This window comes from Cellvibrio sp. KY-GH-1, from assembly GCF_008806975.1.
GTDB lineage: Bacteria > Pseudomonadota > Gammaproteobacteria > Pseudomonadales > Cellvibrionaceae > Cellvibrio.
On record NZ_CP031728.1, the window covers coordinates 2812151 to 2826594 of the forward strand.

A 14444-nucleotide genomic window follows, 5' to 3' on the forward strand; every position below is an offset into this window, starting at 1 on the left:
CTGCGCGAGGTGAAAAGCAAGAAGCCGGTCAATTGACCAGCTTCTGCCAGAAGTTTTTGATGGGGTTGCCCGCCATTTTGCAATCGACCGTTTGCAGCGGACGGAAGTCGTCGCGCAGTGGCAGCCACGCCGAGCCTTCGCAGGTCTCGGCACTGAGTTTACCCGTGGCCAGATCCACCCAATCAAAACTAACACCTGGGGGCGGCTCCTGTTCCAAGCTGCGCGTCGGCAATTGCTTCATAAAGTCAGACCAAACTTGCAGCGCACCACCGGCACCACTCAAGGGAGTTTGACTGTTATCGTCGCGCCCCAACCAGACCACGGCCAGATGCTCGCCGCTGAAACCGGCAAACCAGCTATCGCGCTGGTCATTGGTAGTGCCCGTTTTACCGGCCAGATCAATGGACGAAGGAATCTGGTTATAGGCACTCCGGCCTGACCCTTCACGCAGGGTGCGTTGCATGGCGTAACGCAGTTCAAATGTGGCTTCAGTAGAGAAGCGCTGCTCCAGCTCTAGTGGATAGCGCTTGAGAGGTTTGCCATCCGCCGTGAGTACGTCGCGGATCGCGTGTAACGGGGTATATACACCTTCAGCGGCCAGGGTGTGATAAATACCCGCGACTTCCAGCGGCGACATTTCTATTGCACCCAACAAAATCGCCGGCAGCTCTGGCACATCGCCCGGATAACCCGCACGCTTGATCGTCTTGGTCACGGCCCCCAAGCCGATCGTCATCCCCAACCGTGCAGTGGACTGGTTGTAGGAATAGGCAAGCCCTTTATAGAGCGGAATATCGCCGTGATCTTTTTTATCGTAATTCAGCGGCGCCCACCATTTACCGCCAGATTTATAACTCACCGGCGCATCGCTAATCACAGTACCCAAATTAAATTTCTGCGGAATTTCCAGCGCGGTTAAATACACAAAGGGTTTCGCCAGTGAACCGATTTGACGTTTGGCATCCAGTGCGCGATTCAATCCGGCGAAACGCGGATTGGTGTCGCCCACGACTGCGAGGATTTCACCACCACCCACAGAAGTCACGACCATCGCGCCCTGCACTTCTTTGGTTTTGTATTGCTTTTCCAACTGTTCGGTGCGCAACTTGAGCGACTTTTCTGCCTGACGCTGCACCATAGGTGAGAGCGTTGTGAAAATGCGCAGACCTTCACTGCGCAAATCGTCCTCGTCGTAATCCTGTTTTAATTGGCGCTTCACCAAATCCATAAATGCCGGATAAGTCGTTGAGCTAGCCTCACTCGGCGCCACCACCCCCAAGGGTGATGCCTGACTCAGTTTTAATTGTTGATCATCAATCAACCCTTCCTGATGCATCACCGCCAAGACGACATTGCGCCGCTCTTTCGCGCGCTCGGGGTGTTTCCAGGGGTTGTAATAGGAAGCACCTTTTACCAAACCAATTAACAGCGCAAGATCCTTCGGCTTCAATTCCTTTAAAGGCTGACGGAAATAATGCTGCGCCGCCAGCGCAAAACCGTGGATGCCGCGCGGACCACTTTGGCCGAGGAAGATTTCGTTGATGTAGGTTTCCAGAATTTCGGACTTGCTGTAATGCACCTCCAACAGCACTGCCATAATGGCTTCCGGAATTTTGCGCTTCAGCAAACTCTGCTCATTGGTGAGATAAAAGTTTTTCACCAACTGTTGGGTGATGGTACTGCCGCCCTGCACTACGTTACCGTGGGTGACGTTAACCCAAGCCGCGCGAACAATCGCTAGCGGTGATACACCATGATGCTCCAGAAAATGCTTGTCTTCCACAGCAAGCAGAGTTTCACCAAGCAGCGGTGGTAAATCAGCAAGGCGCACTAGCAAGCGATCTTCTTTATCGGCCGGATAAAAACCCCCGATCTCTTCCGGCTCCAAGCGCACCAGTGGTAAATCGGCACCGGCCAAATCAATTAACCCCTGCACTGAACCGTCAGCCACACGCAGCATAAATTTGCGCGGCGCCTCGGTTTTATCCCAAAACGCAAAACCGCGACTGTGAATGTGATAGGTCACTTCGGACGATACAGAACTGACTTTTTTGACCACCTGACCGGGCGCATTAATATCGCCATCAAAACGATAACCCAGCGCGCGTAATTCTTGTTCAAACAAGGCCGGCGTTAACGACAACCCCTGATACAACTCCAACGGCCGCGCATAAACCCGCGCCGGCAACGCCCATTTTTTGCCTTCAAATTTTTCGCGCACCACGGAATCGAGATAGAACGTCCACACCCCCAGCAGCGCAATAATCAGCAGTAAGCCGTAAAGCAGCCAGATACGAACCATCCCCCAGCCACTGCGACGACTGGAGGGAGAAGAAGATTTTGCACGGCGGCTGGTGGTACGGCGTTTGGTCATGGGTACATCAATCCGGTAAAAAGCAAATCTCTTGTCTGCGGATGAACTCCATTCAAGACTGTCGGAGACAGGGACGTCGACGACAAGCCTCCATGGATGGATTCACGGCGTGTCTTGAATGGAGTTCATCCGCAGACAAACAGACTCACAGAATTTACTGTTAAAAATTAGCGCGCCAGTTTACTGACCGGGGGGAGTGATTGCGAGCAACAATCGGTGCTAATGCTTTCGCCCCATCGACGAATTTTGCATAATGCCGCGCAAATCACAGTCACCCGCGCAGATTCGCTGCGTCACACTCACAGGTAAACACCATGAGCAAGCAATATCACATCTACGGCATAGGCGCGGCACTGGTCGATACCGAAATTACCCTCACCGATGCCGACCTCACCACCATGGCGGTGGCCAAGGGCGTAATGACCCTGGTGGATGAAGCGCGCCAACAGCAATTGATCGATTACCTGCAAAACCATCTGGTGGCATCCCACAAAGCCAGTGGCGGCTCAGCGGCTAACAGCATCATCGCCGCCAGCTATTTCGGCTCCAACAATTTCTATTCCTGCAAAGTCGCCAACGATGACAATGGCCATTTTTATATAGCGGATATGAAAGCAGCGGGGGTAACCACACCCTCACACATTACCCCGCCAGCGGGCATTACCGGCAAATGCCTGGTCATGATCACCCCGGACGCTGAACGCACCATGAATACCTTTTTGGGTATCAGCGAAACTCTCTCGGTCAATGAACTCGACCCGGCCGCCATCGCCGCGTCCCATTTCGTGTATATCGAAGGTTATTTGGTGACCTCACCCACCGGTCGAGCGGCAGCCATTGAATTGCGCCAGCAAGCCGAAGCCAACAACACCAAAACCGCGTTGAGCCTCTCTGACCCGGCGATGGTGCAATTTTTCCGTGACGGTTTAGTGGAAATGATCGGTGCAGGCGTAGATTTAATTTTCTGTAACAAAGACGAAGCGATTGGCTTTACCCAAACCCAGAACATTGAGGAAGCCGCTGAAGCGCTCAAGCAATACTGCAAGCAATTCGCCATCACCTGCGGCGGTGACGGCGCCTTGGTATTTGATGGAAAGGAATTAATTACCGTTGCCGCGACACCCGTAAAAGCTATTGATACCAACGGTGCAGGCGATATGTTTGCCGGTGCTTTCCTGCATGCCATCAATCACGGTAAAAATTTTAAAACCGCCGCCGAATTTGCCAACAGAGCCGCAGCAAAAGTGGTTTCGCAATTTGGCCCGCGCTTGAAAGCGGAACAACATGCGGAGTTGAAAGAAGGATTTTTTTAACATTGAAGGCTTGGGCAGACTGGCTGCTCATGCCCGCTCTCAAATATTGAATGGAGTCACTCGACTCCATCATGGAACTCAACAATAACCCGGTCAATCAGCTGTTTTGCAGTTGTTAATTTGCTGGTATCTGGATTCACCTCGCCATCCCGACCTGAGTGATGCCCCTGTCCAATCAGTTTCAGAATATAAATTGGATCTCTGTCTCTGCGATCCACAATCGCTTCGTAAATTACCGAGGGTTGCGCCGAGAAACCATTGCCGGAATAAATTTTATCGTCTGGAAAACGGTCGCTGGAGTAATACTGATTAAAGTCGAATGATTGATTAATCTCCATGCGAATTCGAAATTGCTCTGGCAAAGCCGCCAAGGCGCGGGTTGAAAGCAAAAAGTTCTCGAGGAATGTCGCACCGGCATAGGCATCCAACTCCGGTGTAGACGACTCAGGCACCATGGCTCCGCCAGAAGAGGTTAGCCCTAACTTATGCAAAAACACCGGTAATGATTCAGGGCGCATGCGTTGGTTTTTGCTGGCCGTGTCCCATTGGTACTCAAATATCTCGTTTTCATCCTCGCCGGTCGTAAACGGATTTTCGGTAAAAACCCGCTGTGGGTCTTTGCGCGTTACTTTATTGGAAAAATTGTTATTGGCCAATTTTCCCGTTACATACAATGGCTGGATAAATTTACCGTCCAGGGTCTCAAGCCATATAGCGTACTGGGGCCACATAAAAAATGGGCCCTTGCGAAACTCAATCGTCAACTGCTCCCCTGTTGCTATCGCAGGCTGAACCTTGCGAAGGTGATAGGTTTGCTGTTGGTCCATTTCCGATTCAGACGCGGCACGCAGTGTTTGTCCCCAGCGATAAAACTGTAAAAAGGGGCCAAATTGGAGATACACCAGAAACAGCAGTAGAACAAACAACCCAAGACTGCCCAGCGGAACCCAATTGATTCTGGTTGGCCCCTGATTGCGAAGGTATGTCTTCAGCGGTTTGAGATTATTTTTAATGTGCCAAAGCAATAATAGCAACAACCAGAAACCAAAGATGGTATGCAGCAAGGCTACGAGTTCCTGATGCGGCTGCAAAAACATCAGCAGTGAAGAGATAAAAAGAATGGTCAGCCCAAGAAAAATGGAGAGACTAATAAAACTGCGCCAGCGGATTGGATTCGATTTCATAAGGATTGCCCGTTAACTGTAATCGGGCAACTTTCCTCGGGCAGCGCTGCTTAAATCCAATTAAATTTTATAAAACTTTATGAAAATGGCCGCTTCCCAACCGGACAGACTAATTCTCAACCAACTTTTTATCCGGCGCTTCGAGCAATACATCAATTGGAAGTTTATGTTTTTCCACTAGCTCGGTCAGTTGCTGTTGCTGCTCGGTGAATAAATCATCTCGTCCCTGCTGCTTGTAAACTTCCATTAGCTTCAGCCCCACCAGACTCACACCAATCGGGCACGCAATTGTTTTATGGTGCCCCATAGCCGCCTGATAAAATTTTTCCGCCGTTTCCAGATCCTCGACCTGTTGGGCAATCTCTCCCTCCAAGGTAGCAATATAGGCTTGGTACAAACTGTCATAGGCTTGTTCGGCAAATTGTTGTGCGGTAAATAATGAATGCCTGGCTTGCTCGACCTCCCCCAGAGCAAACTCAGCCCGCGCCAACAAGTAATAAAATACGTAGATCCTGCTATAACGGCGCGGCTCACCAACAGCGATGATCTTCCTGGTATGGTCTTTCGCTTGCTGCCAGGATTGCTGAAGCTGCGTCGATTCAATCAGTAACTGCGCCGCTAAATAATTTTCCGGTTCAATCGTGACGGCAGTGTTCAGTAATGCCATGGCAGCATCCGTTTGCCCGAGGCTCCACTTTTCCCAAGCCTCTCCCACCAAACTGGAATTAAACTCCGCATTTACACGAGAAAGATCCAATTGCGCACCGGCTTTAGTCGCAACAATCGCCGCGAGACTCTCGACCACTTTATCCAGCTGACTATCGATCAGCACACCCGAGGTTTGATCTGTTCGTGTAAACAAGCGGTATCTAAGTCGGTAGTCATTGACTGAACCCGACAATTCCAAATCTACTACCAAACTCGATCCAGAAACCTCAAAGATTCTATTCGCGAGCTGCACGCGATTATTTACATCAACCCGGGATACATCCAGCAAATGCAGAACATAGGGCACATCAAATACCTGTACCCCAGGCGATAACTGTAACGACTGAATAAGCTGATCCATCAACCCCAGGCGAACCCAGGATAAGTTGGCGCCCTCTGTGCGATTTTCGATGGGCAAGACCGTGATAATATTTTTCGTGTCGGGTTGAGTTGAGACCAAATACTTAAACGCAAAAACACCCAATACACAGAGCAAAACGACACCGCCCAGGATTGCTACCCCAGGCATTCGTGCTAACCAATGTACCGATCGGGCTTGGGTTTGGGATTGAAATTGAACAGTGGGCTCAATCGGGGGCGGCAATTTTTCCACTGGCGCCACCCAGGCATACCCCTTACGCGGATGAGTTTGAATTACATCCAAGGGGGCAAACAGTTGACGCAACTCGCGGATAGATTGAACCAACACTTGCTCTTCGACAGCAACATCATCCCAAATTTTTTGCAACAGAAACTCTTTGGTTAAAACTTGTTGGGGATTTTCCAGAAAAGCGAGCAACAGTGAAAAGGTTTTAGGACGAACACTGAGGGTCTGCTGTGAACTAACAACCTGGCGAAAATGTGCATTAATAGTAAAACCGTCAATGCGATAAATAACATTTGGCTCGATAGTCACATCCTTTACCCTGAAATTAACAGACAAAAAAAGAGCGGCTTCTGCCGCTCTTTAGTGTATTAATGATGCGCTGCTTTAGCGCTGGCGCTGACTTTTTGCATTAACAGATCGGTGTAAGCAATACCAATAGCGGAGGCGATAAAAGCCATATGGATAATGGTTTGCCACATCACACCTTCCTTCGTAAATTTGGCGCCTTCCATTCCAATATTGCCCGCTTCGATAAATGTTTTTAACAAATGGATTGACGAAATCCCGATAATTGCCATCGCCAGTTTTACTTTCAACACAGTGGCATTCACATGACTGAGCCATTCGGGTTGATCAGGATGTCCGTCTAGTCGCAAACGCGATACAAACGTTTCATAGCCGCCGACAATTACCATCACCAGCAGGTTGGAAATCATCACCACGTCAATCAAGCCCAACACGATCAACATAATTTGCTGCTCGCCCAACTTGGAGACGCCAGTAACCAATATCCACAGCTCATGTAGAAACAAATATACGTATGCGCATTGAGCAACAATCAACCCCAAATACAAAGGCAATTGCAGCCAGCGCGAGCTGAAAATCAGCCTGGGGAAAAAGTTATTTGCAAAACCAGTAGATTTATCGTTCATCACTACACCTGTGAGGTTAAATTAAAATAAATTGCGTCAATACTAATTAGCCACGCCGCCAAAACACAAGAGGCTAGCAAGCAAGATTGGTTAAGGAGCCCCGCATACGGGGCACTGATGGTCTTTGGGTAATTTCATTTCCCGCCATTGCATATGGCGCGCATCCAAAAGCAACAAACGGCCGGCTAGACTGGTGCCGAATCCGCAAATCAGTTTGATCGTTTCCAGTGCCTGCATGGAGCCGATAATTCCCACCAACGGTGCAAGTACGCCATTGGCCGCGCAGGTCGCATCGTCGCTGTCCTCTTCATATAAGCAGCGATAGCAGGGGCAGGCTTCATTGCGCATATCAAATACCGCCACCTGCCCTTCCAGACGAATTGCCGCGCCCGATACCAGCGGAACTTTTGCCGCAACGCAGGCAGCGTTAATGGCGAAACGCGTAGCGAAATTATCGGTGCAATCCACCACTACATCCGCCTGTTGAACCTGTTCGGCAAGATTGTCTGCATCCAGGATTTTTTCAATGCACTCGATTGCTATTTCCGGATTTAATTCGCGCAAACTTTGCGCCGCTGACACAGCTTTATTGACACCGATTCGCGCACTAGTATGCGCAATTTGACGTTGCAAATTGGTTAAATCCACCGCATCAAAATCCGCTAACACCAAATGTCCGACACCAGCAGCGGCGAGATACATGGCCACTGGCGAGCCCAAACCACCCAAGCCGATAATTAGCACGCGCGCTGCCAATAATTTTTCCTGCCCGTCGATATCCACATCCGGCAGCATTATCTGACGCGAGTAACGCAGCAGTTGTTCGTCGTTCACGTTGGCTCCTGTGGCTTTTTGCCCAATGAGACTCGCTCATTTCCACCCAAATCGCGGCGGGTTTCTACTGCCACAAATCCGCGTGCAGATAACAAATCGCGCACCGCCGCACCTTGATCGTAACCGTGCTCTAGCAACAGCCAGCCATCATTGCGCAAATAATTCCACCCTTCGCGAATAATCAATTCAATATCGGCCAGGCCATGGTTATTGGCAATTAACGCTGAGCGAGGCTCAAAGCGCACGTCACCTTGTTCGAGATGCGGATCTTGCGGATCAATGTAGGGAGGATTGCTAACAATCACATCAAAGTGTTGCGATTTTATTTGTGCAAACCAATCGCTTTGGCGAATTTGCACCTGATTGAAATTTAACTGCGCGCGATTTTGTTCCGCCAGCGCAACCGCGTCAGCCGATTTATCCACCCCCAGCAATTGCCACCGGGGTTTTTCGCTGGCAAGCGCCAACACAATCGCACCTGTGCCAGTGCCCAAATCCAGACAGTCGCGGCATTGTTCGGCTGTATCCTGCGCAAATAATTCGAGCGAGGTTTCCACCAATAACTCGGTATCCGGACGCGGAATCAGGGTGGAATTATTGACGGCTAATGGCAACGACCAGAACTCGCGCTGACCAACAATATGGGCAACAGGTTCACCGTTTTTGCGGCGCAGAAAAAAAGCGTTGAAAACTTCGGACTGTTCGACGGTGAGTGTTTTATCTGGCCAGGTAAACAACCAAGTGCGATTTTTTTGCAGGATATGACAGAGAATAATTTCAATATCAAGTCGAGCGGAATCGCTAATGCTTTCCAGCTCTGGCGCTAACTGCAGACATTGTGCAACGGTGATGTTGCTCATAGAGATTCACTGTAGGTTGGGCAGCAATGCCCAACAAAATTTCATTCGGGGAGCGATGTTGGGCATTGCTGCCCAACCTACTTTGATATAAATATCTAAAAATTAATCCGCAATCGCCGCAAGCTGATCGGCTTGATATTCATGCGCAAGCGGCTCAACCACCGGATTTAAATCGCCTTGCATAATGGCGTCGAGGGAATACAACGTAAGGTTGATACGATGATCTGTCACCCGCCCTTGCGGGTAATTGTAAGTGCGAATGCGCTCGGATCTATCGCCCGAACCCACCAGGTTGCGACGCTCATCGGCCATGGATTTGTGCGCGGCATCTTCCTGCATGGTTTTTAATTTGGTTGCCAGCAAACTCATGGCGCGCGCGCGGTTTTTGTGTTGCGAGCGCTCATCCTGACACTCCACCACCAAACCAGTGGGCAAGTGCACGATACGAATCGCCGAATCGGTTTTGTTAACGTGCTGACCGCCGGCACCGGAGGCGCGGAAGGTATCAATACGCAAATCAGCTTTGTTGATATTGATCTCTTCCATTTCGTCGGCCTCCGGCATTACCGCGACGGTACACGCAGACGTGTGGATGCGCCCTTGCGATTCAGTCTCAGGGACGCGTTGCACGCGATGCGCACCCGATTCAAATTTCAATTTTGAATACACGCCCTGACCACTCACCAGGGTAATAATTTCTTTGTAGCCGCCGTGTTCACCCTGGTTTTCGCTCAACACTTCCACACGCCAGCCCTGGGTTTCAGCAAAACGGGAATACATGCGGAAAAGATCGCCAGAGAAAATCGCTGCTTCATCGCCGCCGGTGCCGGCGCGAATTTCCAAGTAACAGTTTTTCTCGTCGTTGGGATCTTTTGGCAGCAATAATTTTTGCAACTCCAACTGCATAGGCTCAACGCGTGCTTCGCAGTCTTTTAACTCTTCCTCCGCCATCTCCTTCATATCGTCATCGCCATCCACCAGCAGGTGTTTGGCTTCTTCGATATCCGCCAGCAATTGCAAGTAAGCCTTGTAGCCCTGCACCACAGGTTCAAGCTCAGCGTACTCTTTGGAGAGATCGCGGAATTTGTTTTGGTTGTTGATGACCTCGGACTCTGACAAGAGCGCGCTAACTTCTTCGTAGCGCTCTTTCAGGCGATCCAGCTTTTCTAAAATCGATGCTTTCATTGTGGCTCACTTGCATCGCTGCTGTTATTAGCAGCGGAGTTAACAGATTCTATGGAGGCAACAGGTAGCGACAGGTCAAACAGTTCCTGCGCAACTTGTAAAACATGGTGGCGGGACCCTGCACTCGCCTCTTTTAATACGGCTGTCGGCGAGTGAATTAATTTATTAGTCAGGTTGCGTGCCAGCGTTTGTAAAACTTGCTCAGGGTTCGCACCGGTTTGCAAACTACGCAGCGCTTTTTGCAATTCTGCATCGCGCATTTGTTCCGCTTTCTGGCGATAGGCTTTTACTGTTTCTACCGCATTAAGGGCACGCTGATGTCGTAAAAATTGCTCGACACCTTCATTGATAATTTCTTCAGCCTGATCTGCTGCCGCCACACGGGATTTTTTGTTTTCATCAATTACCGCGTGCAAATCATCCACGGTATAAAGATAAACGTCATCCAACTCTCCCACTTGCTCTTCAATGTCGCGCGGCACGGCGATGTCGAGCATAAACATGGGCTTGTGTTTGCGTTTTTTCAGTGCAGATTCCACCGCACCCTTTCCTAATAAAGGCAATTGGCTCGCGGTGGAGGAAATCACTATGTCCGCGCGATGCAATTGCTCGGGAATATCGGCCAGCAAAATGGCTTCGCCACTAAATTCAGACGCTAACCGCTGGGCGCGATCCAGGGTGCGATTGGCAACAATAATATGTTTAATGCCCTGCTCGGCAAGATGGCGAGCTACCAGTTCGATGGTCTCACCCGCACCAATAAGCAGCGCTGTGTCTTGCTTGAGATTGGAAAAAATCTGTTGCGCCAAACTTACCGCCGCATAGGCAACGGAGACCGGGTTCTCGCCGATCGCCGTTTCGGTGCGCACCCGCTTGGCAATGTTAAAAACTTGCTGAAAAGTAGCGTGTAATTCCGCTCCCAAGGTGCCTGCTTCTTTCGCCGAGGCAAAGGCCGATTTCATTTGGCCCAGAATTTGCGGTTCACCTAGCACCAGCGAGTCCAGACCACCGGCGACTTTCATCATATGGCGCACGGCGTCCTGATCCTGGTAGCAGTAGTAACTTTTGACCAGATCATCAGCCTCGATCGCCGTGTGACTTACCAGCCATTGCTGGATCGCACGTGCGTCACTCTCGCTACTGGCGTAGATCTCAGTGCGATTGCAGGTGGACAGTATCGCCACTTCCGCCAAACCGGCATGGGCACAGGCCTCTTGCATGGCGGAATGGAGGTTTTCCGGCGCAAAGGCAACTCGCTCGCGCAGGGCAAGAGGGGCGGTGGTGTGATTGATACCAAAAGCTAACAGGGTCATGAATGGCGCGTATCGTTTTAGAGGCCGGTATTGTCCGGTCATGGACGCGGTGTGACAAGAGGCAAGCTTATATTCCTGTCATAAACGCGATTTATTAGAGCACATTTTATTATCTCATTAAGTTGGCGCGGCTTTTCTCTTATCCGCCTATACTCAAACGCAACATCGGAGAACAGATGCTTTATGCGCAAACACGGCTACCCAACCATTATAGATATAGAGGCTTCGGGATTTGGCTCGCGCAGTTATCCCATTGAAATTGGTGTAGTCAAAGGTAGCGGCGAGCGCTATTGCGCTTTGATACGCCCCGAACCCGACTGGCAACATTGGTGCAGCAGTGCCCAAGCTATGCACGGCATATCGCGCCAACTGGTCGAACGCCGGGGGCGCAGCCCGAAGGAGATTTGCACAGAACTCAACCAGTTCATCGGTGCCATCACCGCCTACAGCGACGCCTGGACCCATGACAGTCCCTGGCTAAACCGTCTTTTTTTCGCCGCGCGAATCAACCCCGTCTTTCACCTTAGCCCCATTGAAATGATCTCCACCGAAGCCCAACTGCTAGCGTGGGACGCGGCCAAGAAGCGCTTGGCGAAACAATTGGACATCAAACGTCACAGGGCGAGTGGAGACGCTTATTTAATCCAACAGACCTATCTTTACACCCGCAACCTGATGGAAACCCATCCTGCACTGGCACGGCGCACCGGACTTTAATATGATGACTGGCCGTGCTGCCGTTCAGCACGCCGTTAATTTTCATTCGGTTGAGCATGGTCAAACATCGCCCGCTAATCCTTTCCAGTGTCACACTCTTTTGGGTCCTGAGCGGATGCAGCTTGCAATCCGCCCGCAGTGTGGCCGCCCCGGAACCGGAGGAAGTAGCGCCAATCAAGCCTCCTATGGAAGTACGCATAGAGCAGCCAGCGCGCCCCTTTCCCACCGAAACTCTGTATTCATTGTTAACCGCCGAAATTGCCGGCAGCCGCGCACAATATGATTTGGCGTTAAGTAACTATTCCCAGCAAGCGCGCGAAACCCATGATCCGCAAATTGCCGAGCGCGCCACGCTGATTGCCCGCTATTTGAATAACAATGACCTGGCGCTGGAGATGGCGCGAATCTGGGTTGATGCCAGCCCGGAAAACAAAGATGCCTTGGCCAATACCTCCATGGCGTATTTACAAACAGGACAATTACGTGAGGCCTTTAATTATTCTGTGCGCTTGCTGGATCAAGGGGGCGAACCACTGTTTCAGAACATCGCCGCCAACGCAGCCCGCCTGCAGGATGAAGAACGAGCCAAGCTACTGAGCGATTTTGCCAGTCAGCTTCAACAACACCCCCAAGATGAACAGCTCATTGTTGGCACCGGCATACTGCTGCAACAACAAGGCAAGTATGAGGAGGCAATGAACCTCACTCATCAAGCGCTGAAGCTACACCCTCGCAGTATTCCGGCAGCCATTCTGGAAGCCAATCTGCTGCATCAACTTAAGCGCGACGAAGAAGCCATTGCCAAAATGGCCACCCTGCTGGAGTTCTATCCGGACAACATCAGCCTGCGCCAGCAGTACGCACGCATACTCACTCATCATGACTTGGATCTGGCCCAGCAACAATTTCAGATACTGGTGAAACAGCGCCCAGGGGATGGGGAATTGCTGCTCTCGCTCGGCATAATTGCCATGGAGCGAAAGGACACCGAAACTGCGCGCAAAACCTTTGAAGCGCTACTCGACAAGGATCAGCACCTATCAACAGCCCACTATTATCTGGGTCGCATGGCGGAAGCACGCCAGGATTCAGCGGAAGCAATTATTCATTTTTTGCAAGTCGATAGTGGCAACGACTTTCTCTCCGCTACATTGAGCCTGCTGGATATTTTTGTGCGCCAGCAGGATTTCCTCAGCGCCCAACAACATATGAACCGGGTGCGCCTGCGCTTTCCTGACCAGAGCGAAGCACTTTACACCTTGCACGGCCAAACCCTGGTCAAACACAATTATTTGACTGAAGCGGACAAGGTACTTAGCGAAGGGCTGGTTAACTATCCCAACAGCACCCGCCTGCTGTTTGCACGCGCCATGTTGAACAACCAGCGCAACCGACTCACTGCAACCGAACAGGATCTGCGCCAAATATTAAAACTGGATGCCAATAATGTGTCCGCCCTTAACTCCCTGGGTTATATTCTGGCCGACCGCACCCAACGCTACGACGAGGCCCGACAGCTCTTGGATAAAGCGCTGCGCCTCAAACCCGATGATTCAGCCATCATGGATTCCATGGGCTGGCTGCTCTATCGCCTTGGCAAATATCCCGAGGCACTCAGCCAGCTGCGCAGCGCTTTTAATACTGGCCCCAATCCCGAAATCGCCGCGCATTTGGGCGAAATCCTGTGGATGATTGGCGAACAAGACGAGGCCCGCCGCATCTGGGAAGAGGGCATAAAGCTCGCACCGGGTGACCCGGTCATCCAGGAAACCCTACAACGCCTAAAGGCTGATCTATGAATTTCTCCCGCTTGATGGTACTCCTGCTGGCGTTCGCGGCGACCGCATGCGTCCATCGTCCGGGCTTAACACCGCCGGAAAACCTGCGCGAACACCAACAACAAGTCCAAGCGATTGACGATTGGCAGTTGAGTGGCAAATTGGGTATTCGCACCCCCGACGACAGTGGCAGCGCCAGCTTAAAATGGGCACAGCACACGTCCGGCTACCAACTCAACCTCGCTGGACCACTCGGCCAGAAGCGCCTGATCATTACCGGGAAACCCGGCAAGGTACGTCTGGAGCAAACTGGCGAGCCGATTCAAGAAGCCAAAACCCCGGAGGCCTTAATCAAACAACAGTTAGGCTGGACATTGCCTGTTACCCAATTGGCCTACTGGGTGCGCGGCGTTCCCGCCCCCAAGGGTCGCATCACCCGGCTGCAGCAAAACAGCGACGGGCTTATCGCCCTACTGCAACAGGGCGATTGGCTAATCACCTACAGCAACTACAGCGATCAAACCGTTTCCGGCAAAACCCTCGCCCTGCCGGGCAAGGTTACCGCTGAGTACGGCGATGTACGCCTGATACTCGCGATTCGACAATGGCAACTTGGCCCTCAACAGTAAAGACCACATC

General features: G+C 51.2%; 12 protein-coding genes. 4 read left to right on the forward strand and 8 right to left on the reverse strand.

The window, feature by feature from the left end; all coding sequences use genetic code 11:
* Positions 1 to 28: 28 nt before the first annotated feature.
* On the reverse strand, positions 29 to 2374 hold the full coding sequence (gene mrcB / locus D0C16_RS12135; protein ID WP_151032617.1) for a penicillin-binding protein 1B: 2346 nt from the start codon (positions 2372 to 2374) through the stop codon (positions 29 to 31).
* Between the two features lie 314 nt (positions 2375 to 2688).
* On the opposite strand from mrcB, the gene D0C16_RS12140 reads away from it, so the two are divergent.
* Positions 2689 to 3687 carry an adenosine kinase gene (locus tag D0C16_RS12140; RefSeq protein WP_151032618.1) on the forward strand — a complete coding sequence of 333 codons (999 nt, stop codon included), beginning with the start codon at positions 2689 to 2691 and terminating at the stop codon, positions 3685 to 3687.
* 56 nt (positions 3688 to 3743) lie between these two features.
* Here the strand turns inward: D0C16_RS12140 and D0C16_RS12145 are convergent, their stop codons facing one another.
* The 7 genes from D0C16_RS12145 to hemA all read right to left on the reverse strand — a co-directional run bounded on the left by D0C16_RS12145 (position 3744) and on the right by hemA (position 11310).
* Positions 3744 to 4871, reverse strand: coding sequence for a hypothetical protein (locus tag D0C16_RS12145; protein WP_151032619.1), 1128 nt, complete (start codon positions 4869 to 4871; stop codon positions 3744 to 3746).
* A 109-nt stretch (positions 4872 to 4980) separates the two neighbouring features.
* Positions 4981 to 6495 (reverse strand): winged helix-turn-helix domain-containing protein, encoded by a 1515-nt coding sequence (locus D0C16_RS12150; protein WP_191968702.1) that lies wholly within the window; start codon positions 6493 to 6495, stop codon positions 4981 to 4983.
* Between the two features lie 59 nt (positions 6496 to 6554).
* Complete coding sequence (locus D0C16_RS12155) at positions 6555 to 7118, reverse strand: TIGR00645 family protein (RefSeq protein WP_151032621.1); 564 nt, start codon at positions 7116 to 7118, stop codon at positions 6555 to 6557.
* A gap of 90 nt (positions 7119 to 7208) precedes the next feature.
* Complete coding sequence (locus D0C16_RS12160) at positions 7209 to 7952, reverse strand: molybdopterin-synthase adenylyltransferase MoeB (protein WP_151032622.1); 744 nt, start codon at positions 7950 to 7952, stop codon at positions 7209 to 7211.
* On the reverse strand, positions 7949 to 8812 hold the full coding sequence (gene prmC / locus D0C16_RS12165) for a peptide chain release factor N(5)-glutamine methyltransferase (RefSeq protein ID WP_151032623.1): 864 nt from the start codon (positions 8810 to 8812) through the stop codon (positions 7949 to 7951). Before prmC ends, D0C16_RS12160 begins: the two co-directional genes overlap by 4 nt.
* A gap of 102 nt (positions 8813 to 8914) precedes the next feature.
* Positions 8915 to 9997 (reverse strand): peptide chain release factor 1, encoded by a 1083-nt coding sequence (gene prfA / locus D0C16_RS12170; protein ID WP_151032624.1) that lies wholly within the window; start codon positions 9995 to 9997, stop codon positions 8915 to 8917.
* Positions 9994 to 11310: a glutamyl-tRNA reductase gene (hemA, locus tag D0C16_RS12175; protein ID WP_151032625.1), complete on the reverse strand. Its 1317-nt coding sequence runs from the start codon at positions 11308 to 11310 to the stop codon at positions 9994 to 9996. Before hemA ends, prfA begins: the two co-directional genes overlap by 4 nt.
* 183 nt (positions 11311 to 11493) lie before the next feature.
* Between hemA and D0C16_RS12180 the strand changes: the two genes are divergently transcribed.
* The 3 genes from D0C16_RS12180 to lolB are packed head-to-tail and all read left to right on the forward strand — an operon-like array spanning position 11494 to position 14434.
* Positions 11494 to 12027 (forward strand): hypothetical protein, encoded by a 534-nt coding sequence (locus D0C16_RS12180; RefSeq protein WP_151032626.1) that lies wholly within the window; start codon positions 11494 to 11496, stop codon positions 12025 to 12027.
* Between the two features lie 56 nt (positions 12028 to 12083).
* The gene (locus tag D0C16_RS12185; protein ID WP_151032627.1) at positions 12084 to 13826 is read left to right on the forward strand and encodes a tetratricopeptide repeat protein; all 1743 of its coding nucleotides are present in this window, start codon (positions 12084 to 12086) and stop codon (positions 13824 to 13826) included.
* Positions 13823 to 14434 (forward strand): lipoprotein insertase outer membrane protein LolB, encoded by a 612-nt coding sequence (gene lolB, locus D0C16_RS12190; protein WP_151032628.1) that lies wholly within the window; start codon positions 13823 to 13825, stop codon positions 14432 to 14434. Before D0C16_RS12185 ends, lolB begins: the two co-directional genes overlap by 4 nt.
* Positions 14435 to 14444 lie beyond the last annotated feature (10 nt).